This is a genomic window from Pseudooceanicola pacificus, from assembly GCF_009789075.1.
Taxonomy (GTDB): Bacteria; Pseudomonadota; Alphaproteobacteria; order Rhodobacterales; family Rhodobacteraceae; genus Pseudooceanicola; species Pseudooceanicola pacificus.
On sequence record NZ_WNXQ01000007.1, the window covers coordinates 177010 to 201061 of the forward strand.

Sequence of the window (24052 nt, forward strand, 5' to 3'; positions counted from 1 at the left end):
GTGGGCGGAGGATCACCCCATGCGCACATCCCGGCCCCGCAGCCACCAGCCGACCCACGAGGTGACGAACCAGCCCGACCCGCGCGGTGCCCGCGACCTGTGGGCGCAGGACCGGGTGCTGCGCGACCACGCCGCCGCCGCCGGGGCGGATGGCGCGGCCCTGGCCGGGGCCGGCATCGCCTTTGGCACCGCAGAGGCGCTGCACGATGCCGCCGAGGCCCGCCGCGACCCGCCCCGGCTGGTGACCTATGACCGCGCGGGCCGCCGCGTGGACGAGGTGCATTTCGCCCCCGGCTACCACGCCACGATGACGCGCGGCCTGGCCCAGGGCTATGCCGCCCGCGCCTGGGAGGATGCGCCGGGCGGCCATGCCACCCATGCCGCGCTGACCTACATGCTCTCGCAGGTCGAACCCGGCTGCTGCTGCCCGATGACCATGACCTATGCCGCCGTGCCGGCGCTTTCGGCCGCGCCCGACCTCGCCGCGCTCTGGCAGCCGCGCCTCATTTCGCGCGGATACGACCCGCGCCCCCTGCCCGCCGGCGACAAGGCCTCGCTCACCCTCGGGATGGCGATGACCGAGAAACAGGGCGGATCGGACGTGCGCGCCAACACCACCCGGGCCGAACGCGCGGGCGATCACTACCTGTTGACCGGGCACAAATGGTTCTGCTCGGCCCCGATGTCCGACGGGTTCCTCACGCTGGCACAGGCGCCCGAGGGGCTGACCTGCTTCCTTGTGCCCCGCTGGCTGGAGGGCGAGCGCAATCCCTTTGCCCTGCAGCGGCTGAAGGCCAAGCTGGGCAACCACGCCAATGCCTCCTCCGAGGTCGAATTTGCCGGCACCCGGGCCTGGCGCCTGGGGGACGAGGGCGCCGGGGTCAAGACCATCATCGAGATGGTGCACCACACCCGGCTCGACACCGCGGTGGCCCCCGCCGGGCTGATGCGCGCCGCCCTGGCCGAAGCCCATTGGTGGGCCTCGGGCCGCACGGCGTTCCAGCGCCGCCTGATCGACCAGCCGCTGATGCGCGCCGTTCTGGCCGATCTGACACTCGATCAGGAGGGCGCGGCGGCGCTGGCCTTCACCGCCGCGCGCGCCTTCGACGGCAGGTCCGAGGAGGACCGCGCCCTGGCCCGCATCGCCGTGGCCCTGGCGAAATACCTCAACAACAAGCTCTGCCCGCAGGTCACCTATGAAGCGATGGAGTGCCTCGGCGGCATGGGCTATGTCGAGGACACCCCGATGCCCATGCTCTACCGCGAGGCGCCGCTGAACGGCATCTGGGAAGGCTCGGGCAATGTGATCTGCCTCGACATCCTGCGCACCCTCGCCCGCGCCCCGGAGGCGGGCGAGGCGCTCACCGCCAGCCTGATGGGCGCGGCCGGCGCGGATGCCCGGTTCGACGCCGCGCTCAAGGCCCACGCCACCCGCTGGCCGGGCCCGCCCGAAGAGGCCGAGGCCCGCTGGTTCGCCGAAAGCCTCGCCCGCCTGCTGGCCGCCGCCGCCCTGATCCGCCATGCCCCGCCCGCCGTGGCCGACGCCTATTGCGCCACCCGCCTGACCGGCGAGCGCGGCCGCACCGCAGGCGCGATCCCGGCCGCGGACCACGGCGCCATCCTGGCGCGCCTCGACAGCTGAGGCCCCCGCCCTGCGGACAAGACCGTCAACGCCTTCGCATTGCCTTGCGACTGGCCGGCTTCGCCCTCCCGCAGGTCCGCCTCCGGCGGGAGTATTTTGGACGAGATGAAGCCTGGTGCCGGTTCCCCGGCTTCCTCTGGCCCGAAATATCCCGGGGGAGTCCGCGCGCAGCGCGGGCGGGGGCAGCGCCCCCTTCCGGGGGTCAAACCCCGAACAGCAAAAGGGCAATGGATCGACCGATCCAGCCGGACCATCACTTGTTTCGGGAGCGCCGCAAATCATGGGCGGACCGGGCGCCCCTCGCTCCTCCAACCGGCAAGGCCCCGACCGATGCGGACCGGCACGAGGGCTGTCCCCGACGCCCCCAAACGGGTGAAGCGGCCTGGTCGCGCGCCCGCGTCCCGTCCAACCGTCCTATTGTTCCGCCAGCCGCCTCCGCCTGCCCATCGGGTCGTCGCGGGCTTCCGCCATGCGCCGCACCCTCACCGCCGCGCCGAGACGGCCGGCACAAGGCACGGCCCCAAACGAAAACGCACCGCCGAAGCGGTGCGCCCTCATCCGTCCTGTCCCGGCTCTCAGCCCGCGACCGAAGCCGCGTGGATGCTGTCGACCGTCCCGGCCAGCGTCGTGTCGAAATCGCTGTCCGCCTGCTGCGCCGACAGCCCCTCGGTCAGCGCGCGCGAGAACGAGGCAATCACACCGGTGTTCTGCGACAGGCGCCGGTTGGCCTCGTCACGCGAATAGCCGCCGGACAGGGCGACGACGCGCATCACCTTGGGATGGTCCACCAGCGTCTTGTAGTGGTTCGCCACCTCGGGCAGCGTCAGCTTGAGCATGATCTCCTGCCCCTCGGGCAGCAGGTCGAGCTGCTTGGAGATTTCGCCCAGCAGGATGATCTCGGCCTCGGACTTGTCGGGGATCGAGATCGTCACCTCGGGCTCGATGATCGGCATCAGCCCGTGGCCGAGGATCTGCTTGCCCACCTCGAACTGCTGCGCCACGACCGCGGCAATGCCCGAGGGCGAGGCCGCGTCGATGACCGAGCGCATCTTGGTCCCGAAGATCCCCTTGGAAACCGCCTTTTCCAGCAGCGCGTCCAGCTCGGGCATCGGCTTCATCAGCTTCACGCCGTCGGCCTCGTCCGCCAGGCCCTTGTCGACCTTGAGGAAAGGCACCACGCCGCGGTCTTCCCACAGGAACTGCGCCGAGGGTTTGCCGTCGATATCGCCGTCCATGGTGCGTTCGAACAGGATGGCGCCGATCACCTTCTCGCCGCTGAAGGCGGGCGATTTCACGATCCGCGCGCGCATCTCGTGGATCAGCGAATACATCTCCGCCTCGCCGTCATAGGCGTCTTCCTCGATACCGTAAAGCTTGAGCGCCTTGGGGGTGGACCCGCCGCTCTGATCCAGCGCGGCGATGAAACCGCCCGCCGTGCGCATCTGTTCTGCCTGTTTCTCGTTTGCCATCATAAATTCCGCCTAAAATCCCTGTCTTTCCCGGCCCCGCAGGGGCTCCCTTCGCTTCTAGGCGAGCGGCCCTGCGGTTGCAATTACGGTGGCGCTAACGCCGGCCCTCAGCCGCCAAGCGCGGCCACGCCCGGCAGGGTCTTGCCTTCCATCCACTCCAGGAACGCCCCCCCGGCGGTGGAGATATAGGTGAAATCCCCGGAAACTCCGGCCGCGTTCAGCGCCGCCACGGTGTCGCCGCCGCCCGCGACCGAGATCAAGCTGCCCGCCCTGGTCATCTCCGCCGCCTTCTGCGCGGCGGCCACGGTTGCGGTGTCGAATGGCGCGATCTCGAAGGCGCCAAGCGGGCCGTTCCAGATCAGCGTCTTCGCATTCGACATGGCATCGGCAATCCGCGCCACGCTCTCGGGGCCTGCATCCAGGATCATCGCATCCGCGGGGCAGCCGGTGGCGGGCACCGTCTCATGCGCCGCGCCTGCCTTGAACTCGCGCGCCACAACCACATCCGAGGGCAGGATGATGGTGCAGCCCAGATCCATCGCCTTCAGGCGGATCTGCTTGGCGGTCTCGGTCATGTCATGTTCGGCCAGGGACTTGCCGATATCGATCCCCTCGGCGGCGAGGAAGGTATTGGCCATGCCGCCCCCGATCACCAGCCGGTCGACCTTTTCCAACAGGTTGCCCAGCAGGTCGAGCTTGGTCGACACCTTGGCCCCGCCCACCACGGCCATCACCGGCCGCTGCGGCTGGCCAAGCGCGGCCTCCAGCGCCTCCAGCTCGGCCTGCATCAGACGGCCGGCGCAGGAGGGCAGCAGATGCGCCAGCGCCTCGGTCGAGGCATGCGCCCGGTGGGCGGCCGAGAAGGCGTCGTTGCAGAAGATGTCGCCCAGTCTGGCGAGACGTTCGGCCAGGGCGGGGTCGTTCTGTTCCTCGCCCGGATGGAAACGGATGTTCTCCAGCAGCAGAATCTCGGCGTTGCGCTGCTCCTCCGTGCCCTGTTCCAGCGCCTCCAGCGTCTCGACGAAGGCGACCGAATGGCCAAGGACCGCGCGCAGCGCCGAAAGGGTGACCCGCAGGCTCATCTCGGGCACGACCTTGCCCTTGGGGCGGCCGAAATGCGCGATCAGAATCGGCTTGCCGCCGGCGCGCACGATATCCTCCACCGTCGGCGCGATGCGCTCGATCCTGGTGGCGTCGGTGACCTTGCCGCCCTCGACCGGCACGTTGATGTCCACTCGGACCAGCACGGTCTTGCCGCCCAGGTCCATGTCATCCAGCGTCTTCCAGCCCATCCGGCGGCACTCCCTTGCATTGCGTCGCCGGTTTCCTGCCCGCTCCCCACGCATCCGTCAACAGGCCCCGGCTTGGCAATCCGCCGCAGGGCCACTATGGGTTGCCGGAACGACACCAAAGGAGGCCCCGATGGCCGAGATCAAGGACCCCGAGAACACCATCCTTCTGGAACTGAAAGGCGGCACCGTCACCATCGAGCTGCTGCCCGACATCGCCCCCAAGCACGCCGAGCGGATGAAGGAACTGGCCCGGGCCGGCGCCTACGACAACGTAGCCTTCCACCGGGTGATCGAGGGCTTCATGGCCCAGACCGGCGACGTGGCCCACGGCAACATGGAACAGGATTTCAACATCCGCATGGCCGGCACCGGCGGCTCGGACCTGCCGAACCTGCCGGCGGAATTCTCGAACATCCCGCATGACCGGGGCACTCTCGGCGCGGCGCGGTCGCAGAATCCGAACTCGGCCAATTCGCAGTTCTTCATCAACTTCAAGGACAACCATTTCCTCAACCGCCAGTACACGGTCTACGGCCGGGTCATCGGCGGCATGGAACATGTCGATGCCATCGCGCGGGGCGAACCGCCCGCGGCGCCGGACCGGATGATCTCGGTCAAGGTGGCCGCCGATGCGTAACGCGGCCCTGGCCCTGGCACTGACCCTGGCGGCGGGCCCCGCGCTCGCCACCGGCCTCAAGATCGAGGTCGCCGGCGAGGCACAGGGCACCATCACCATCGACCTGTTCGAGGATGTCGCCCCCGGGCACGTCGCCCGGATCACCGAACTCGCGGAAAAGGGCGCCTATGACAATGTCGCCTTTCACCGGGTGATCGAGGGCTTCATGGCCCAGACCGGCGACGTGCAGTTCGGCAAGATGGGCGGCGACATGCGCCTGGCCGGGCGCGGCGATTCCGGCATGCCCGATCTCAAGGCCGAATTCTCCGACATCCCCTTTGACCGGGGCATCGTCGGGATGGGGCGCAAGGCGGACCCGGACAGCGCCAATGCGCAGTTCTTCATCATGTTCGCCCCGGGCTACCACCTGAACGGCCAGTACACCGTCGTGGGCAAGGTGACCTCGGGCATGGACGTGGTCGACGCGATCAAGCGCGGCACCGGGGCGAATGGCGCCGTGATCGGCGCGCCCGATTACATGGCAACCGTCACGGTCACCGACTGACGGCAGGAGGCACCGGCGCAAGGCCGGTGCACCACCCCCCGGCTGCCCCGCCGGCCGAAGGCACGCAGCCCCACCCTTCATCTCGTCCGAAATACTCCCGCCGGAGGCTCCGACACGGGCCACCGGCGGTGACCGCGGATTGACTCCGGACCCTTCCACGGCTTTCGCCCCGTGCAAGGGGCGCGAAGGAAAGCCGAGGGCGCATGTCCCGGGATCGCGCGGCGGGCAAGCCGGCGGCCCGGGATGGGGGCTCTGCCCCCGCCGCACCTGCGGTGCGACTCCCCCGGCATATTTCCGGCAAGAGGAAGCAGGGGCGCGGCACCTGTCCCGGGCGCCCGCACCCGGTCCTGCCGGAGGCGGGACCGGGGACATGGAACAAGGCCGCGCCCGGCAGGGCGCGGCCTTTCCTTTGGATCAGGCTGCCGCAGCGGCTCAGTTTGGCATCAGGTTCGGCACGATGGTCACGATGCCCGGCACGAACCACAGGATCGCCAGCCCCACCACCTGGATCAGCACGAAGGGCACGATGCCGCGGTAGATGTGCCCCGTGGTGACCGAGGCCGGCGCCACCCCGCGCAGGTAGAACAGCGCGAAGCCGAAGGGCGGGGTCAGGAACGAGGTCTGCAGGTTCACCGCGATCATGATCGTCACCCATTTCGGATCGAAGGTCCCGCCGTAGATCACCGGCCCCACGATCGGGATCACGATGTAGATGATCTCGAGGAAATCCAGCACGAAGCCCAGGATGAACAGCACCAACATCACCAGCAGGAACACCGTGAACTCGTTGTCGAAGCTGCGCAGGAAGGTCTGGATGTAGTGCTCGCCCCCGAAGGAGATCACCACCAGGTTCAGCAGCTGCGAGCCGATCAGGATGGTGAAGACCATCGAGGTCACCTTGGCCGTCTCGCGCACCACCGGGCTGAGGACGCCGCCCTTGAACAGCACCCAGCCCGAATAGGCCAGACCGAAGGCCGCATAGAGGAAGCAGCCATAGGCCACGAGGAAGGCGATCCAGTTTTCGAGCCCGACCGAACTGGAGTTGATCCGCACGTCGAAATTCGCGCCGATCAGGATCATGATCACCACCGCGAAGGTCGCGTTGATGATGATCCGCCCCGACTGCCCGCGCTCGCGCAGCTTGCGGTAGGCGGCCAGCATGATCGCACCTGCCGCGCCGAGCGCCGCCGCCGGTGTCGGGTTGGTGATGCCCCCCAGGATCGAGCCCAGCACCGCCACGATCAGGACCAGCGGCGGAAAGACCACGCGGATCAGCTCGTTCTCGGCCAGACGCATCGCCGCGTGGCGGCAGCCCCAGAGGGTCACAGCCAGAGGCAGCGCGATGATCAGGAAGGTCGACATCGCCGAAGTGTCCGGCCGGATGAAGAAGACATCCGCCAGCAGCCCCAGCACCGCGCCCGCCGCCCCGATGATCAGCGGCTCGGCATTGGCCGAGGGCTTGGCCCCGCGCGCCGCCGCCAGCACCAGCATCAGCAGCACGAAGATCGTGGCCACGCCGGTGCCGATCGGCGCCGCCTCGGCCAGTTTGAACTGGCGCAGCTGTTCGACCTGTTCCGCGCTCAGCCGGACGCTTTCGGTCTGCCCGCCCGCAGCGGTGATGGCCTGCTGCTGCTGGACGGCCAGGTCCCATTTGGCCTGGCCGTGCAGCTCGATCATCGCCGCCCGGCAGGAGTCCGAGACATTGGTGCGCAGCACCGCGCCCTGCGACGCCTCGGAGAAGGCATCGACCTGCAGCGACTGCGACCCGATCACGCCGACCTCGGCCAGCAGGAAGGCCCCGCCGATCACCAGCACGGGCACCAGGACGAACCAGGTCATGGTCTCGCCCCGGGTGCGCGCCTCGCCGCCGGCATATTCGACATGGACAGCGGGTGCCTTGGACGGGTTGAACAGCGCGAAGCAGAAGGCATAGCCGGCATAGAGCACAGCCAGCAGGATCCCCGGCAGCATCGCCGCCTGGAACAGCGTGCCGACCGAGACAACCGCCGGGCGGCCCAGATAGGTCAGCGCGTCGGAGCAGCCGAAGCTGTGCGCCCGTGCCTCCTGCGCGGCCGAGTAGAGGTCGCCCGCCAGGGTGCCCAGCAGGACGATCACGATGGACGGCGGGATGATCTGCCCCAGCGTGCCCGAGGCCGCGATGACCCCGGTGGACAGTTCGGGCGAATAGCCGTTGCGCAGCATGGTCGGCAGCGACAGCAGGCCCATGGTCACCACGGTGGCGCCCACGATCCCGGTGGAGGCCGCGAGGAAGGCGCCCACGACGACAACCGACACGGCCAGGCCGCCCGGCAGCGGGCCGAAGACGCGCGCCATGGTGGTCAGCAGATCGTTGGCGATCTTCGACCGCTCCAGCGTGATGCCCATCATCACGAACATCAGCACCGCCAGCAGCGTCTCGATCGACTGCCCGGCAAAGACGCGTTCGTTCATCCGGTTCACGATGAAGGACAGGTTGCGGTCCATCGCGGTTTCCCAGCCCCGTTCGAACAGCGGCTGCGCCACGGTCGGCAGGTCCGGGTAGCGGAAGGTGGATATGCTGTCGGGTCTGACACCCGCCGCGACGAGGTCGCGATAGGCCTGCGATCCCGCATCCACCACGTTGTGGACCAGCACCCCGGTGCTGTCGAGGAAGGCGATGATGGTGAAGGCAAAGACGCCGGCGCCCGAGATGGCAAAGGCGACGGGGAAGCCCGAGAGAATACCGGCGAAAAGGCTGAGAAAGACGATGATCAGCCCGATCTCGACGCCGTCCAGTCCGAATAGCATTGTCTAGCGTCCCTTCAATGCGTGCCTTCGTAGGCCTCTTCGCCCTCGCCCAGCGTGTCGCGGTCGAGGTAGCGGCCTTCGGATGCGGGGCCTTCCACCAGTTCGAGGTACGAGCGGTAGAAGAAGGTGATGGCCTGCAGGATGACCAGTGCCACGAAGGCCAGGATCAGGATCTTGAACATGAAGTAGGCGTTGAAGCCATCGGGGCTGAAGCCCACGGTTTCCACGTTCCATTTCACGATCTTGGACTTGCGCATCATCAGGTCCAGCTGGTCGCTGGCCGAGACCTTGGGCGTGATCAGGTGCCGCCAGAGGAAGAACCAGGAATACATCCACGTCAGCACCGCCGCGGGGATCATCAGGAAGATCGCGCCGAACATGTCGACCGCGCGCTTGGCGCGGAATTTCAGCGGTGCGTAGACCAGATCGACCCGGACATGGCTGCCCTGGACAAAGGCATAGGCGACGCAGAGCGCAACCACCACGGCGTTCCAGAATTTCAGCCCCTCGGACCACCAGCCGACCGAATAGGTCAGCCCCAGGCCAAGCGGCGCGACCGAGATCTCGCCCAGCCGGAATATCGACTGCAGGAAGACGACCATGGTCTGCTGCGCCACCATGATCAGGCCGGCCCAGGCCGCGATACGCCCGATCCCGTTCGAGATGCCCTCGAACACCCTGACGCAGCCCCACATGAACTTGCGCCAGATCAGCCCGGCAATGGTGACGACCAGGAAGATGTCGAAGACGGCAAAGAACAGCTCGACCGAGCCGCCGTAATAGATGAAGCGGATCAGGGCTTCCTTGTCGGACCAGTCCAGCCAGAGGGCCGGATGCGTGATCGCATAACCGATGTGATAGAAGCCGAGACCGATTTGCGTCGCCAGCCACGCGAGAGCGTCCAGCATCGCCTGTCCCCCCTGTATGACAGGCTGCGCATCACAGGGATGCGCAGCCGTGTTTCAGACCCGGAAGGGTCTGTTACATGCCGTTCACGCGCGAACGCTCGTTCACGTAGAAGGCGTCCGACACCGAGGTCCAGGCCGAGGTCGAGTTCATCGACGCTTCGGCCGAGGCACGGATCTTGGCGAAGAGCTCGTCGCCCATGAACTCGTCCAGCGCCTCTTTCGAAGCCTGGCCGAAGGCGTCCCAGACGTCGTCCGGGAATTCCATGACCTGGATGCCGGTGTTCTTCAGGCGCTGCAGCGCCGGGCCGTTGTTGGCGATGAACAGGGCATAGTTGGCCTGGTGATCCTCGGCAGCGGCCATTTCGACCATCTTCTGTTGCGCGGGGCTCAGCCCGTCGAAGACTTCGAGGTTCATCGCGATCGACAGGGCCGAACCCGGCTCGTGGAAGCCTGCGGGGTAGTAGTATTTGCAGACTTCCTGCAGGCCGAGCTTTTCATCCGACCAGGGGCCGATCCACTCGGTGCCGTCCAGCGCGCCGGTCGACAGGGCCTGATAGATCTCGCCACCCGGCAGCACCTGCACCGAAGCGCCGAGACGGCCGAGCGCCTGGCCACCCAGGCCGGGCATGCGGAACTTGAGGCCCTTGAAGTCGTCAACCGACTCGATGGGCTTGCGGAACCAGCCGCCACCCTGCGCGCCGGTCTGGCCCGCGATGAACGACTTGAGGCCGAAGATCTCGCCCAGCTCGTGGTGCAGGGCCATGCCGTCGCCGGCATAGTACCAGGTCATCATCTCGGGCGCGGTCATGCCGAAGGGCGCCACGGTGAAGAACTGGAAGGCCGGGTGCTGGCCGGTGAAGTAGTAATCGGCACCGTGGTAGATGTCCGCCTGGCCCGAGGTGACCGCGTCGAACACCTCGAACGCGCCGACGAGTTCGCCCGCCGCCTTCACGTCGACGGTGATCGCACCGTCGGACATGGCAGTCAGGTTGTCCGCGAACCGCATGACCGAATCCCACACGCCGGCCAGGCCGCGGGGCCAGGTCGTCACCATGGTCAGGGTCATGTTGCCCTGCGCGATCGCCGGAGCGGCCAGTGTGCTGGCAGCCGCGGCGGTCCCGCCGAGTGCAGACGTCTTCAGAAAGGAACGACGATCCATGAAAATATCCTCCCGGTATTCAAGAACGCCGGGGACTCCCCTCCCCGACGGATCGTTGCAAGTCCCCGGACACTATCCGCAGGTCGGAATTCGGGAAATACCAAAGATTACGTATATGCCCGCATTAAATGCAGGTCCCGGAGACGAAACCGGCCAATTGGGCAGGCAGAGAACACGCTGTTGGGCAGGCGGACGGCAGATCGCACCTTTCCGCATTGCGGAACGCTAGGAATCATCCGGTTTTGGCGGTACATCAGCGCAAATGCAGAACCTGACCGCACGTTTGCCGCTGAGTTCGGGCGCCAAGCTTTTCCTGCTGGCGACCCTGCCGCTGATCGTCGCGATCGCGGCCATCGCGCCGCTGGTCGCGCATCAGAGCAACGCACTGGCCGAACGCGAGATCGCTGCGCTGGAACGCCAGCTGATCGAGGCCAAGAAGGCCGAACTGCGCAACTACGTGACCCAGGCGCGCAACGGGTTCAACTGGATCTACGGCAATGCCGGCCCGGATGACGAGGCCGCCAAGCAGAAGGTGCTGCAGATCCTGGCCGCGATGACCTATGGCGACGAGGGCTTCTTCTTCGTCTACGACTACGAGGGGCAGAACCTCGTCTCGCCGCGCCAGACCGACATGATCAACCGCAACTGGTGGGATCTGGAGGACGGCAACGAGCGCATGGTGGTGCAGGACTTCATCGCCACCGCGCGCGAGGGCACCGGCTGGGTGACGCATCTGTGGCCCAAGCCCTCGACCGGGGAAGAGGCGCAGATGGTGACCTATGTCACCGCGCTGCATTCGTGGAAATGGGCCATCGGCACCGGGGTCTTCATCGACGACGTGCTGGCCACCGTGGCCGCCGCCCGGGCCGAGGTGCAGGACCGCGTCCGGCAGACCTTCCTCTACATCGGCGGAATCACCTTTGCGGCGCTGCTGCTGGTCTTTGCCGCCGGCTGGCTGCTGAACCTGCGCGAACGCCGGGTCGCAAATGCCAAGGTGAAAAGCCTGACGCAGCGCGTGTTCGATGCGCAGGAAGAGGAACGCATCCGCGTGGCGCGCGAACTGCACGACGGGATTTCGCAGCTGCTGGTGGGCGTGCGATTCGCGCTGGACAGCGCGCGGCGGCGCTTTGCCAGCGGCGACGCGCGCGCGGGCGAGACGCTGGACCGTGGCATGAGCAGCCTGGGCGACGCGATCCAGGAGGTGCGGCGCATCAGCCGCGACCTGCGCCCCGGCGTGCTGGACGACCTGGGCCTTGGCCCCGCGATCAAGCAGCTGGCCGAGGAATTCGGCCAGCGCACCGGGATCGTGGCGGAATTCTCGACCGTGCCCTTCCGCAACCGGCTGGACGAAGAGGCCAAGACCGCGCTCTACCGCGTGGCGCAGGAGGCGCTGATGAATGTCGAGCGCCATTCCGGTGCCAGCCGTGTCACCATCGAGGTGCGCGGCTCGCGCAGCGGCGCCATGCTGCGCATCGCCGACAACGGCTGCGGCATGCCCGCCGCGCAGCGCGACGGGCGGCAGGGCCTGGGCCTGCGCAACATGCAGGAGCGGATCGCGCAGCTTGACGGCACCCTGCGCATCCTGTCATCGGGCGACGGCACGGTGATCGAGGCCAAGGTGCCGCTGACACATATGCTCAAGCCCGACCGGGGCGCGGGCGAGGACAGAAGAAAGGCCTGACGCATGAGCGAACCCGTGCTCTCCGTGGCGCCGCGCATGATCCGCGTGGCCATCGTGGACGACCACCCGATGGTGACCGAGGGCATCCGCTCGGTGCTGGAAAGCTATGACGACATCGCCGTTGTGGGCACCTTCGCCAACGGGCGCGAGATCCTCGACGCGGTCGACAGGGTCGTGCCCGACGTCATCCTGCTGGATCTGAACATGCCCGAGCTCAACGGCCTGACCGCCAGCGAGCTGCTGCTGGAAAAGCGGCCCGAGGCGCGCATCCTGATCCTGTCGATGCACGACAGCGCCGAATACATCTCGACCGCGCTCAGCCACGGGGCCAAGGGCTATGTCCTCAAGGACGTGCCGACCGAAGAGATCAAGCTGGCCATCGACACGGTGATGGCGGGCGAACGCTATCTCTGCACCGGGGCCAAGGGCTCGCTCGCCCCCTCCGGCGACGACGGGCGCGAGGCGCTGACCAACCGGGAACAGACGATCCTGCTGCAGCTGGCTCAGGGCAAGTCGAACAAGGAAGTGGCGATCGAGCTGGAAATCTCCGTCCGCACGGTCGAGACGCACCGCAAGAACATCAAGCGCAAGCTGGGGATCTCTTCCACCGCCGGGCTGACCCGCTATGCGATGGAACACGGAGTGCTGCAGGGCACGGGGATCCAGGGCGGGTTCTGAGCGCCCTGCCCGATCCGGCCCGGTCCTGCGCCGGTGCCGCCCGGACGGCGATCCGCGGGCGAGGCCTTTGGCACGCGGGGCATCGAGGCGCCGATGGCGCGGCGCGGGCATCGAGGGCGGTGGGTCCGGTCTGAACCTCGGTTGCCGTGCCCCCGACGCGAAACACGGCGGCCGGGTGGGATATCGCGCCCTTCATGCCGGGACCCTGCACATGACGGAGGTGGCAGGGGGCCCAGTCCAACCGTTATTTGCAGTGCCCCTGCCGCGAGACGTGGCGGCCAGGCGAGGCATCGCCCCCGTTATCCGGGGAAAGTGCAAAGTGCGGAGGTGGGAGGGGGCGCTGCCCCCGCCCGCGCTGCGCGCGGACTCCCCCGGGATATTTCGGGCCAGAGGAAGGCAGGGCCGGAATGCGCAGGGGGCATCGGGCGGCGCGGGGATGCGGGCGGTGGCGGTAGTGAGGGTGGATGTCGGGGGCGGAGTGACGGCGGGGGCCGTCACTGGGCCATGAAGCGTTTCAGGACCCTGGCCTCCTGACCCTCCATCAGCGCCTCGGCGGTGGCCATGTGATCGGCCATGACCAGGCGGGCGCGGTCGCTGTCGCCCATGCGCAGCGCCTCGACCAGCTGCAGCTGGTAGGCGCGGCCCCTGGACCAGAGTTCGACATTGGGCGGCTCGTAAAGCCGGCGGTAGACGGTCACGTCCGTGAGGATCTGCGCCATGAAGCCGATCAGGAACCCCAGCAGGGCGTTTTCGGCAAAATCCGCCAGCAGCTGGTGAAAGCGCAGCGAGGCGACATGCTGGTCGCGCTCCTCCTCCACGGTGGCGGAGGGATGGGCATAGGTGGCCACCACGGCCTCGAGCTGGCTCAGCGCCGCCTCGTCGAGTCGGCCGGCGAGCGAGGCGGCGAGCTCCGGCTCCAGCAGGCGGCGGACCTGGTAGATGTCGTGCAGCGTCAGGTCCTGGAAATAGAAGTAATTGCCCAGCAGGGCCCGCGCCCTTTCGCGCGACACCTCGTGCACGAAGCTGCCCCCGCCCGGGCCGGTGCGGGTGACGATCAGGCCCTGCGCCTCGAGAATGCGCATCGCCTCGCGGATGGTGCCCTTGGCCATGCCGAAATGGGCCATCAGCTGGGTCTCGCCGGGCAGGCGGTCGCCCTTGCGCAACCCGCGTTCGACCACGAAGTCCTTGATCGCATCCGCCACCTTCACGGGGCGCGAGCGGCGCGGCGCGGTCGCCGGTTTCGTGGCGTCGGTTGTCAAACCCGCCTCCCTCGTTCCGTCGCCGGTGCGGAACTTGCCCGGCGCTTCTGCATTTATCATGATAATTCGCCCCTCGCGCAATAGAGGCGCTGGCGGGGAACCGAACGTCCGGCCCCCCGCCCCGTTGCGCTGCGCTTACTTCAGCGCCTCGTCGGTGATCTCATGCGTCCAGGCGCCTTCCGGGGCCTTCGAGATGACCGGATCGGACCCGCCGGCAAGCAGCGTGTCGACCGTGCGCTGGTAATCGGCCTCGTCCAGCGATCCGTCGGACCCGGCAGTCAGCTTGGCGATTTCGCCCATCATGCGTTTCTGATGCGCTTCGGACTGGGCGCCGGTCTCATCGTATTCCAGCACGATTTCGGCCGCCTCGTCGGGATGGGACTCGGCGTATTTCCAGCCCTTCATCGAGGCGCGGACGAACTTGACCATCTTTTCCTTGAACATCGGATCGGCCAGGTTCTCTTCAAGCACGTAGATGCCGTCCTCCAGCGTGGCGACGCCCATATCCTCGTATTTGAAGGTCACCAGCTCATCCGGAGAGACACCCGCGTCCAGCACCTGACCGTATTCGTTGTAGGTCATTGTCGAGATGCAGTCGGCCTGGCGCTGGATCAGCGGATCGACGTTGAAGCCCTGCTTGAGCACCGTGACCCCGTCATCGCCGCCGTCGGTGGGAATGCCCTCCTGGCTCATCCAGCTGAGGAACGGGTATTCGTTGCCGAAGAACCAGACGCCGATGGTCTTGCCCTTGAAATCCTGCGGGCCGGTGATCCCGGTGTCCTTCCAGCAGGTCAGCATCAGGCCCGAGGATTTGAACGGCTGGGCGATGTTCACCACCGGCAGCCCCTTTTCGCGCGCGGCCAGCGCCGAGGGCATCCAGTTCAGCATGGCATCGGCACCGCCGCCGGCCAGCACCTGGGGCGGCGCGATGTCGGGGCCGCCGGGCAGGATGGTGACGTCCAGGCCCTCTTCCTCGTAATACCCCTTCTCCAGCGCGACGTAATAGCCGGCGAACTGGGCCTGGGTGACCCATTGCAGCTGCAGCTTGACGCTGTTGTCGGAATGCGACGCGGCCAGGGCCGGCCCGCCAAAGGCCAGCGCCAGCGCGGCGCCTGCGATAAGGTGTTTCATTGTCATGGCTCCCTTGTTGTTACTCTTCGTTACCGTCTCTGCGACGGATGCCAGAACGTGACCCACCGTTCGATGAGGGCCACGACACCGTAAAAGACAGAGCCCGCGATCGCCGCCACGACGATTTCCGCCCAGACCATGTCGAGCGCGAGCTGCCCCACGGATGTTGATATGCGGAACCCCATGCCCACAATGGGCGATCCGAAGAATTCCGCCACGATGGCGCCGATCAGGGCCAGCGTCGATGAGATTTTCAGCCCGTTGAAGACAAAGGGCATAGCCGCCGGCAGGCGCAGTTTCCACAAGCCCTGCCAGTAGGTTGCGGCCCAGGTCTGCATCTGGTCACGCTGCATCTGGGTGGTCTCCTGCAGCCCGGCGGTGATGTTCACCAGCATCGGGAAGAAGACCATGACCACAACCACGGCCGCCTTGGACTGCCAGTCGAAGCCGTACCACATCACGAGGATCGGCGCGGTGCCCACGATGGGCAGGGCCGCGACGAAGCTGCCCACGGGCATCAGGCCCCGGCGCAGGAAATCGCTGCGGTCGATGAGGATCGCGGTGACGAAGGCCGCCGCGCAGCCGATGGCATAACCCGAAAGCGCGCCCTTGACGAAGGTCTGCACGAAATCCGCCCAGAGGATCGGCAGGGATTGCGCGAAGCGCGCGGCGATCAGGCTGGGGGCCGGCAGGATGACCAGCGGGACGTTGAGGCCGCGGACGATGAGTTCCCACATGATCAGCAGGGTGAGGCCAAAGATCACCGGGACCAGCAGTTTCGTGGCCGGGGTATGCGCCGTCGGGCCATTGGCGAGCCGGACGTTCAGCCACCAGGCGGCGGCCCAGAGGATCAGGGCGGAAAGCACGAGGGTCATGGCGCGACCCGATCCGCAAGCCGCGGCGGGGGGAAACCGGCAGACCCTGAATGCAGCCCAAGCCCGCCCGGGGTATCGCAAAGCCCCCTCATCGTCCCAATCCCATACGTTTCAACGTCATCCGCTCCGCCCCCGCGATCAGGGCCACCAGCACCGCCGCCAGAACCGCCGTCGCGAACAGGGCCGACCAGATCTGGATCGTCTGGCCATAATAGCTCCCCGTCAGCAGCCGCGCGCCAAGGCCCCGCACGGCGCCTGTCGGCAGCTCTCCGACAATGGCCCCCACGAGCGACGCCGCGATGCCCACCTTCAGCGAGGCAAACAGATACGGCACCGAGGCCGGCAGCCGCAGCTTGGCAAATGTCTGCCCGCGCGAGGCGTTGTAGGTCCGCAGCAGGTCGAACTGCATGGCATCCGGGCTGCGCAGCCCCTTCACCATGCCGACCACCACCGGGAAAAAGGACAGATAGGCCGAGATGATCGCCTTGGGCAGCAGCCCCTGCACGCCGACCGAGTTCAGAACCACGATGATCATTGGCGCGATGGCCAGGATCGGGATTGTCTGGCTGGCGATGGCCCAGGGCATCACGCTCATGTCCATCGCGCGCGAATGCACGATCCCGATGGCCAGCACGATGCCCATGCCGGTGCCGATGGCAAAGCCCAGAAGCGTCGCCGACAGGGTGATCCAGCCGTGAAAGACCAGGCTGCGCTTGCTGGTCACCTTCTTCATCGCGGTGGTGTCCCAGAGCTCGGCCAGCACCTGATGCGGCGCCGGCAGGCGCGGCTTGTCCTGCGCCCAGGTGTCGGCCCATTGCCCGGGGTTGGTCAGGGCCAGCCCGATGCCGCTGCGGTCGCGTCGTTCCGCAGCCCCCTCGGGCTGCACCGCCACCCCGGCCCGTTCCGCGTTGGTCAGGGCGGTGTGGATGTTCATCGGCAGGCAGGCCAGGTACCAGATGGCCAGGATCACCGCGACGACGGCCAGGACAGGGACAACCGACCTCATGCGCGCCACTCCATCCGAATCTCGGCCAAGGTTTCCGGCGGCTCGGCCCTGTGGCGCGAGACCGCGACAAACCCTTCGCGCCGGTAAAAGCGCTGCGTGTCGCGGTTCGGTTCATGCGTGCGCAGCCACAGCCGGTCGCGGCCCCGCCTGACCTGGTCGATCAGCGCCTTGCCGACGCCCCTGTCGCGGGCCGCGACGTAGAGGCCCGAAATCTTCAGCGTCCCGGAATCCAGCGACAGAGATCCGCAGACCGGATCCCCGGCGACCCGGATCTCGCGATCCGGCAGGGCCGTGCGGATGGTCTCCTCCAGCGCCGCCAGCGTCAGGTCGCGCGGTTTCCAGTCGGTTTCCTCGACCCAGGCGTGGACGATGGCCGCCATCGCAGGGATGTCTCCCGGGCCCGCGCGGCGGATGACAGGCTCAGTCATAGGCGTGCCCTGCCCTCAGCCCTTCGCGGACTCTGTGAGCGATTTCAAGGAATTCCGGAGTGTCCCTGATGTCGAGCGGGCGATCCTTGGGCAGCGGGCTTTCGATCACGTCGGTGATCCGGCCCGGGCGCGGACTCATCACCACGATCCGGGTGGACAGATACACCGCCTCGGGGATCGAATGGGTGACGAAGCCGATGGTCTTGCCGGTCCGCGCCCAGAGCTTCAGCAGCTCTTCGTTCAGGTGATCGCGCACGATTTCGTCCAGCGCGCCGAAGGGTTCGTCCATCAGCAGGATGTCGGCATCGAAACTCAGCGCCCGCGCGATCGAGGCACGCTGCTGCATCCCGCCCGAAAGCTGCCAGGGGAATTTCCCGCCAAACCCTGCCAGATCAACGAGTTCCAGAACGTTCTTCACGCGCTCCGCCTGTTCGGCGCGGGAAAAGCCCATGATCTCAAGCGGCAGGCGGATATTGCCCGCGATGGTCCGCCAGGGGTAAAGCCCCGCGGCCTGGAAGACATAGCCATAGGCGCGGGCCTTGCGCGCCTCCTCCGGCGTCATGCCGTTCACGGTCAGCGTGCCGCCCGTCGGCTGCTCCAGCGCGGCGATGCAGCGCAGGAAGGTCGTCTTGCCGCAGCCCGAGGGGCCGATGAAGCTGACGAAATCGCCCGCGGCGATGTCCAGCGTCACGCCGCTGAGGGCCTGCACCGCGCCATCATTGGTCTGGAAAGTGAGATCGAGGTTTTTCGCTTCGATTACCGTGGCCTGGCTCACGCCCTTCACCCTTTTCTGCCGGTTGTCCCGGCCTGGTGTTGGCCGCGCCCTGACCCCGGACGCGGCATTGTCACCCCGGCGGTCAGATCCCCGCCGGAATATTCAGCGGATCGCGCTTGACGCTGCGCGGAGAGTTCAGCTCCTTCCACTTCGACAGCGCCTTGTGCGCGCTCGGGAAGGCCGGGCGCGGGACGAAGCGGCCCCGGCCGGGCTGGGGCTGCGAGTTCTGGCCCCAGGCCCAGATCACCTCGCCCCGCGAGAGGGTGAAACGGGGCTGCGCGGTGACCTCCATCCCCTCGAAGACGTTGTAATCGAGGATGGAATGGTGGTTGGAGGCGCTGATCGTCTTGCTGATCCTGGGATCCCAGACCACGATATCCGCGTCCGCCCCCGGCATCAGCGCGCCCTTCCTGGGATAGACGTTCAGGATCTTGGCGATATTGGTCGAGGTGACGGCGACAAATTCCTCGGGCGTCAGGCGGCCGGTTTCGACCCCCTTGGTCCAGAGCACGCCAAGTCTTTCCTCCAAACCATTGGTGCCGTTGGGAATCTTGGTGAAATCGCCGATCCCCATCTTCTTCTGCTCCGAGGAAAAGGCGGCATGGTCAGTCGCCACCACCTGCAGCGATCCCGCCTGCAACCCGGCCCAGAGCCCGTCCTGATGCTCTTTCCCCCGGAATGGCGGGGACATCACGCGGCGGGCGGAATGCAGCCAGTCCTCGCTCAGATATTCGTCCTCGTCCAGCGTCAGGAACTGCGCCAGCGGCTCGCCATAGACGCGCATGCCCTTCTGGCGGGCCCGGCGGATCGCCTCATGCGCCTGCTCGCAGCTCACGTGCACGATATAGAGCGGCACGCCCGCCGCATCGGCGATGGTGATGGCGCGGTTGGCGGCCTCGCCCTCGAACTCGGGCGGACGCGAGCGCGCGTGCCATTCCGGCCCGGTCTTGCCCTCGGCGAGGAACTTCTTCTGCATCAGATCCACCAGGTCGCCGTTTTCGGCATGGACCATCGGGATCGCGCCCAGCTCCTTGCAGCGCGAGAACGAGGCGAACATCTCGTCATCCTCGACCATCAGCGCGCCCTTGTAGGCCATGAAGTGCTTGAAGGAGTTCACACCCGCATCAACAGCGTCCTTCATCTCGTTGAAAACACTCTCGTTCCATCCGGTGATCGCCATGTGATAGCCGATATCGGAACAGATCTGCGGGGCGCTCTTGCGGTGCCATTCCTGGATCGCGTTCCTGATCGACCCGTCCTCGCCCGGCAGGCAGAAGTCGATCAGCATGGTCGTGCCGCCAACCGCCGCCGCCCAGGTGCCGGTCTCGAAGGTCTCGGCCGCCGTGGTGCCCATGAAGGGCATCTCCAGGTGGGTATGCGGGTCGATCCCGCCGGGGATGACATAGGCGCCTTCGGCGTCGATATAGCTGTCGCCCTTCAGGTCCTCGCCGATCTCCTTGATCGTCTCGCCCTCGATCAGCACGTCCGCCTTGTACTGGCGATCCGCCGTCAGCACCGTGCCGCCCTTGATGACCTTGCTCATGCCTTGTCCTCCATTCCTGTCCTTGGTGTCCCGGCCTCGCGCCGGGACCCCGCCGCCTGCCAGGCTGTCGTCAGTCCGGGATCCAGGCGGAAATGTCCTGCCACTGCGGGTTGTCTTGCGCGATGAGGTCGGTCTTCCAGGCGCGGCGCCATCGCTTCAGGCGGTGTTCCCGCAGCGCCGCCTCGCCCGGGTCGTCGTGCGCCTCGAACCAGACGAGCGTATGAATCCTGTAGGCTTTCGTATGCGCCGTCACCGCCCCGTTGCGATGCTGCGCCACGCGCCGCCGCAGGTCGGCGGTGCGCCCGATATAGATCGCGCCCAGCGGACGCGAAGCGAGGATGTAGACATAGCACACCATCGCGGTATGGGAGGCGCATTTGGTTAATGTCAGGTTCAGCCCTGGAGGGGGCGAGGTCCCGGCGCAAGGCCGGGACAGCGGCGGCGGGGATCATTCGACCACTCCGGCCGTCTCGACCACCGCATGCAGCAGCACGTCCGCGCCCGCTGTCGCCCAGTCCTTGGAGATCTCCTCGGCCTCGTTGTGGCTCAGCCCGCCGACGCAGGGGCACATGACCATCGCCGTGGGCGCCACCTGGTTGATCCAGCAGGCATCGTGCCCGGCGCCCGAGATGATGTCGCGGTGCGAATAGCCCAGCCTCTCGGCCGCCGCGCGCAGGGCGCCGACGCATGTCGCATCGAATTCCACCGGGTCGAAGCCGCCGACCTTTTCAAAGGCCACCTCTAGCCCCATTTCGTCGCAGATCGCCTGGGCGCCGGTCTTCAGCCGGGCCTCCATATCCTCGATCACCGCCAGATCGGGCGAGCGGAGGTCGACGGTAAAGACCACCTTGCCCGGGATCACGTTGCGCGAATTGGGGTAGACGTCGATATGCCCCGCCGCGCCCACGGCATGGGGCGCATGGCTCCAGGCGATCTCGTCCACCAGCTGCAGCACCCTGGCCATGCCCAGCCCCGCATTCTTGCGCATCGGCATGGGGGTGGAGCCGGTGTGGCTGTCCCTGCCGGTGATCGTCACCTGGGTCCAGCTCAGGCCCTGCCCGTGGGTGACGATGCCGATATCCTTGCCCTCGGCCTCCAGGATCGGGCCCTGCTCGATATGCAGCTCGAAGAAGGCATGCATCTTGCGCGCGCCCACGGGCTCGTCGCCCTCCCAGCCGATGCGCTTGAGCTCGTCGCCAAAGGCCTTGCCCTCGGCATCCACGCGCGCCTTGGCCCAGTCCTCGGCATGCACCCCGGCAAAGACGCCCGAGGACAGCATCGCGGGGGCGTAGCGGGTGCCCTCCTCGTTGGTCCAGTTGGTTACCACGATCGGGTGCTTGGTCTTCACATCCAGGTCGTTCAGCGTGCGGATCACCTCCAGCGCGCCCAGAACGCCAAGCACCCCGTCGTATTTCCCGCCCGTCGGCTGGGTGTCGAGGTGGCTGCCCACATAGACCGGCAGCGCCTCGGGGTCGGTGCCCGGGCGCATGGCGAACATGTTGCCCATCGTGTCGAGCCCCATCTCGCAGCCCGCGTCCTCGCACCACTGCTTGAACAGGCTGCGCCCCTCGGCATCGGCATCGGTCAGGGTCTGGCGATTGTTGCCGCCGGCCACGCCGGGGCCGATCCTGGCCATCTCCATCAGGCTGTCCCAGAGCCGGTCGCCGTTGATCTTAAGGTTCTCTCCGGGTGCGGCCATCTGGATCCTCGTTCTGTCGTGTGGCTGAGGCGCGGCGATGCCTGCGGCAGGCCGCATTTGACCAAAAGGTCAAAGCCACGCTATCAGAGGTCAACGGGCAGTCAAGAATTTCGCCCGCGTCCCGATTATGCGGCCCCCCGGCGGCAGGGGCTGACCAAAATCTAGGCGCGTCTGGACAATGCCTTCCGGGCGCGAAACATTGATAGCGAAGACATTTTCAGGAAGGCCGGTTGCCGCATGGACAAGCCCGTCGCGACAACGCGCATTCAGAAGCGCAACGTCAGCATCATCTCGGAAGCCGCGCTGGAGGTCTTTTCGACCTATGGCTTCCGTGGCGCGACCGTCGATCAGATCGCGCGCGAAGCCGGGCTGTCCAAGCCCAACCTGCTTTACTACTTCCCCTCGAAGGAGGCGATTCACTCGCACCTTCTGACCACGCTGATGGATGTCTGGCTGGCCCCCCTGCGCGATCTCGACGCCTCGGGCGAGCCGCTGGAGGAGGTCCTGGCCTATGTCCGCCGCAAGCTGGAACTGTCGCGCCAGCGCCCGCGCGAAAGCCGGCTGTTCGCCAACGAGATCGTGCAGGGCGCGCCGCATATCCTGGAGCTGCTGTCGACCGAGCTGAAGGATCTGGTGGACGAGAAGGCCGCCGTCATCGCCGGCTGGATGGACGCGGGGCGGCTGGCAAAGGCGCATCCCTATCACCTGATCTTCTCGATCTGGTCGCTGACGCAGCACTACGCGGATTTCGACGTGCAGGTGCGCGCGGTGCTGGGGCCGAAGGTCAAGGACCCGACGCGCGAGGCGGGCGAATATCTCGAAGTTCTCTTCACCCGGATGCTGAAGGTGGACTAGACCGGGCCTTGCGACGCCCTGCCCCGAACGGTGCGGCCTGGTCGGTGCGTATTCCTGCGACTGGAGGCGCGGTGTGCTATCCCGTGATCACAGAACCATATTCGTTCATATCCCCAAGACGGCGGGGCAATGCATCGCATCGGCGTTCCTGACGTCTCTGGGCCTGACCTGGGATGAGAGGAGCCGGCTCCTCATGCGATACAATGACGACCCGCGTGTCGGCCCCGAACGTCTGGCCCATCTGTTTGCCGGGGAATATCTCGACTGCGGACATGTAAGCGCCGAGGAGTTCAGGACATTCTTCAAGTTCTCCATAGTGCGAAACCCGTTTGACAGGGTCATTTCCGCATTCAACTACCGCCAGACCGCTGGAAGCCGGGACCGGTCGATCAGGGACTATGTGCGGCAGCAAGACCCGGATCCCTACTCTGCGACGTGGCGCCATTTTTGCCCGCAGCACCTCTATGTCCATCGCGACGGACAGGTGATCGTGGACCGGATCATCCGGCACGAGGCACTCTCCGCCGAATGGCCGGGGCTCTGCGAACAGGTGTTCGGACATGTCACACCCTTGCCGCGTTGGAACATCACCAGGAACAGGATCATCACACGAGACTCACTGTCATCCCAGGACAGGGACTTCATCCTGGAAGCCTATCGGGACGACTTCATCGCCTTTGGATATGACACCGCCGTGTGACGCAGTCCGCAGCCGGACGTCACGGGCCCCGGACGGAGGCCCGCCGCCCCGCATCCCCGCCCCCGGCGAATCGCGACCTGCGCCCCAGGCTGAGCGGGGCGCAAAAAGAAGGGGCCGGCAAAACCGGCCCCGTTCCTGAATTCGCTGAAGTGCTCCGGCCTCAGGCCAGGGCGAGGTTCGACGCCGATTCACGACCGTCGCGGCCGCTTTCGATGTCGAAGGTCACTGCCTGACCGTCCGCCAGGGTCTGCAGACCTGCACGCTCAACGGCGGAGATGTGGACGAAGATGTCCTTGGAGCCATGCTCGGGGGCAATGAAGCCGAAACCCTTGGTGGCGTTGAACCATTTCACGGTGCCATTGGCCATCGTGTATTTCCTTATAGATATATGCCACCCGCAACATGCGATGGCCCGGCTCACGGTCGTCTTAAGATCAACTGGAGCCAGAAGGAGACAGATGGTCGAATGAAGAGTGTTCGCGAGAGCCTAGATAGCTGATTTTTGCCCCGCTCGCAAGTGGTGCGGCATCACGGAATGGCAAGCGATTGCGCTCGGTAAGGTGCACCCGGCCCTTTCGACCGTTTCCGACGCGACCCAAGCCGCTCTCTGCCCGTTCGGGCCGGTTTCGATCCGGTTGAAGGGGGCCACGGCGGGCGGAGTTCCGCCCTCGGCGGCTTGGGGCCGCCCGGTTCAGGAGGGTCTGCGCGCCCGGTCAACGGGCGAAGATCGCGGCGCCCGGCTCTGCGGATTCCCGCCCCGCCCGGGCCCATCGCCCGGCCAGCCGCCCGCGCCGCGTCACCAGCGTCCGGTGAGGGCGGTCCATGACAGCGCAAGGCTCTGACGTGCCGGACCCGGCCCGAGGCCGCCACCGGTGACCAGCTCGGGGCGCGCGGCCGCCCGCTTCAGGATATCCCGGGTTCCGGCCACCGGCAGCACCGCCGCCAGCGGCAGCCCCGCCCGGGCCGCCCGGGCGCGGCGCAGGC

Annotated in this window: 22 protein-coding genes and 1 pseudogene; 7 read left to right on the forward strand and 16 right to left on the reverse strand. The window is 66.9% G+C overall.

Going from position 1 to position 24052, the window contains the following annotated elements; genetic code table 11:
* The first annotated feature begins 19 nt into the window (after positions 1 to 19).
* Complete coding sequence (locus tag GLS40_RS13215; RefSeq protein WP_160383199.1) at positions 20 to 1642, forward strand: acyl-CoA dehydrogenase family protein; 1623 nt, start codon at positions 20 to 22, stop codon at positions 1640 to 1642.
* 575 nt (positions 1643 to 2217) lie between these two features.
* On the opposite strand, the gene GLS40_RS13220 is transcribed toward GLS40_RS13215, so the two are convergent.
* Together GLS40_RS13220 and GLS40_RS13225 are read right to left on the reverse strand one after the other, a co-directional pair.
* Positions 2218 to 3111: a fructose bisphosphate aldolase gene (locus GLS40_RS13220; RefSeq protein WP_160383200.1), complete on the reverse strand. Its 894-nt coding sequence runs from the start codon at positions 3109 to 3111 to the stop codon at positions 2218 to 2220.
* A gap of 107 nt (positions 3112 to 3218) precedes the next feature.
* Entirely contained in the window at positions 3219 to 4403 is a 1185-nt protein-coding gene (locus GLS40_RS13225) for a phosphoglycerate kinase (protein ID WP_160383201.1), read from the reverse strand.
* 130 nt (positions 4404 to 4533) lie between these two features.
* Here GLS40_RS13225 and GLS40_RS13230 point away from each other — a divergent pair, with 130 nt between their 5' ends.
* Together GLS40_RS13230 and GLS40_RS13235 are read left to right on the forward strand one after the other, a co-directional pair.
* On the forward strand, positions 4534 to 5040 hold the full coding sequence (locus GLS40_RS13230) for a peptidylprolyl isomerase (protein ID WP_160383202.1): 507 nt from the start codon (positions 4534 to 4536) through the stop codon (positions 5038 to 5040).
* Complete coding sequence (locus GLS40_RS13235; protein ID WP_160383203.1) at positions 5033 to 5584, forward strand: peptidylprolyl isomerase; 552 nt, start codon at positions 5033 to 5035, stop codon at positions 5582 to 5584. The genes GLS40_RS13230 and GLS40_RS13235 overlap by 8 nt, the downstream gene beginning before the upstream one ends.
* A 432-nt stretch (positions 5585 to 6016) precedes the next feature.
* On the opposite strand, the gene GLS40_RS13240 is transcribed toward GLS40_RS13235, so the two are convergent.
* The 3 genes from GLS40_RS13240 to GLS40_RS13250 form a co-directional block, all read right to left on the reverse strand.
* Positions 6017 to 8371, reverse strand: coding sequence for a TRAP transporter large permease (locus GLS40_RS13240; RefSeq protein WP_160383204.1), 2355 nt, complete (start codon positions 8369 to 8371; stop codon positions 6017 to 6019).
* A gap of 14 nt (positions 8372 to 8385) precedes the next feature.
* On the reverse strand, positions 8386 to 9279 hold the full coding sequence (locus GLS40_RS13245; protein WP_160383205.1) for a TRAP transporter small permease subunit: 894 nt from the start codon (positions 9277 to 9279) through the stop codon (positions 8386 to 8388).
* A 73-nt stretch (positions 9280 to 9352) separates the two neighbouring features.
* Positions 9353 to 10438 (reverse strand): TRAP transporter substrate-binding protein, encoded by a 1086-nt coding sequence (locus GLS40_RS13250; RefSeq protein WP_160383206.1) that lies wholly within the window; start codon positions 10436 to 10438, stop codon positions 9353 to 9355.
* A 262-nt stretch (positions 10439 to 10700) separates the two neighbouring features.
* On the opposite strand from GLS40_RS13250, the gene GLS40_RS13255 reads away from it, so the two are divergent.
* Entirely contained in the window at positions 10701 to 12119 is a 1419-nt protein-coding gene (locus tag GLS40_RS13255) for a cache domain-containing protein (RefSeq protein WP_160383207.1), read from the forward strand.
* 3 nt (positions 12120 to 12122) lie between these two features.
* A complete protein-coding gene (locus GLS40_RS13260; protein WP_160383208.1) occupies positions 12123 to 12797 on the forward strand; it encodes a response regulator transcription factor in 675 nt (224 codons plus the stop codon).
* Positions 12798 to 13291: 494 nt separating this feature from the next.
* Here the strand turns inward: GLS40_RS13260 and GLS40_RS13265 are convergent, their stop codons facing one another.
* From GLS40_RS13265 to GLS40_RS13305, 9 genes are all read right to left on the reverse strand, one after another.
* Positions 13292 to 14056: a FadR/GntR family transcriptional regulator gene (locus GLS40_RS13265; RefSeq protein WP_235905910.1), complete on the reverse strand. Its 765-nt coding sequence runs from the start codon at positions 14054 to 14056 to the stop codon at positions 13292 to 13294.
* 135 nt (positions 14057 to 14191) lie between these two features.
* Positions 14192 to 15187: an ABC transporter substrate-binding protein gene (locus GLS40_RS13270; RefSeq protein WP_160383209.1), complete on the reverse strand. Its 996-nt coding sequence runs from the start codon at positions 15185 to 15187 to the stop codon at positions 14192 to 14194.
* A 29-nt stretch (positions 15188 to 15216) separates the two neighbouring features.
* Complete coding sequence (locus tag GLS40_RS13275; RefSeq protein WP_160383210.1) at positions 15217 to 16062, reverse strand: ABC transporter permease; 846 nt, start codon at positions 16060 to 16062, stop codon at positions 15217 to 15219.
* Positions 16063 to 16150: 88 nt separating this feature from the next.
* Positions 16151 to 17068 (reverse strand): ABC transporter permease, encoded by a 918-nt coding sequence (locus GLS40_RS13280; RefSeq protein WP_160383211.1) that lies wholly within the window; start codon positions 17066 to 17068, stop codon positions 16151 to 16153.
* A complete protein-coding gene (locus tag GLS40_RS13285; protein WP_160383212.1) occupies positions 17065 to 17496 on the reverse strand; it encodes a GNAT family N-acetyltransferase in 432 nt (143 codons plus the stop codon). Before GLS40_RS13285 ends, GLS40_RS13280 begins: the two co-directional genes overlap by 4 nt.
* Positions 17489 to 18271: an ABC transporter ATP-binding protein gene (locus tag GLS40_RS13290; protein WP_328598903.1), complete on the reverse strand. Its 783-nt coding sequence runs from the start codon at positions 18269 to 18271 to the stop codon at positions 17489 to 17491. The genes GLS40_RS13285 and GLS40_RS13290 overlap by 8 nt, the downstream gene beginning before the upstream one ends.
* A gap of 82 nt (positions 18272 to 18353) precedes the next feature.
* Entirely contained in the window at positions 18354 to 19814 is a 1461-nt protein-coding gene (hydA, locus tag GLS40_RS13295) for a dihydropyrimidinase (protein WP_160383214.1), read from the reverse strand.
* A 70-nt stretch (positions 19815 to 19884) separates the two neighbouring features.
* Positions 19885 to 20172, reverse strand: coding sequence for a GIY-YIG nuclease family protein (locus tag GLS40_RS13300; protein ID WP_160383215.1), 288 nt, complete (start codon positions 20170 to 20172; stop codon positions 19885 to 19887).
* Positions 20173 to 20262: 90 nt separating this feature from the next.
* Positions 20263 to 21513: a Zn-dependent hydrolase gene (locus GLS40_RS13305; protein WP_160383216.1), complete on the reverse strand. Its 1251-nt coding sequence runs from the start codon at positions 21511 to 21513 to the stop codon at positions 20263 to 20265.
* Between the two features lie 237 nt (positions 21514 to 21750).
* Here GLS40_RS13305 and GLS40_RS13310 point away from each other — a divergent pair, with 237 nt between their 5' ends.
* Positions 21751 to 22368 (forward strand): TetR family transcriptional regulator C-terminal domain-containing protein, encoded by a 618-nt coding sequence (locus tag GLS40_RS13310; protein ID WP_160383217.1) that lies wholly within the window; start codon positions 21751 to 21753, stop codon positions 22366 to 22368.
* Between the two features lie 73 nt (positions 22369 to 22441).
* Complete coding sequence (locus tag GLS40_RS13315; RefSeq protein WP_160383218.1) at positions 22442 to 23068, forward strand: sulfotransferase family 2 domain-containing protein; 627 nt, start codon at positions 22442 to 22444, stop codon at positions 23066 to 23068.
* A gap of 160 nt (positions 23069 to 23228) precedes the next feature.
* Here GLS40_RS13315 and GLS40_RS13320 read toward each other — a convergent pair whose 3' ends face one another.
* Positions 23229 to 23435: a cold-shock protein gene (locus tag GLS40_RS13320; RefSeq protein ID WP_160383219.1), complete on the reverse strand. Its 207-nt coding sequence runs from the start codon at positions 23433 to 23435 to the stop codon at positions 23229 to 23231.
* Between the two features lie 429 nt (positions 23436 to 23864).
* A pseudogene (locus GLS40_RS18125) lies at positions 23865 to 24052 on the reverse strand (phytoene synthase); the annotation flags it as partial.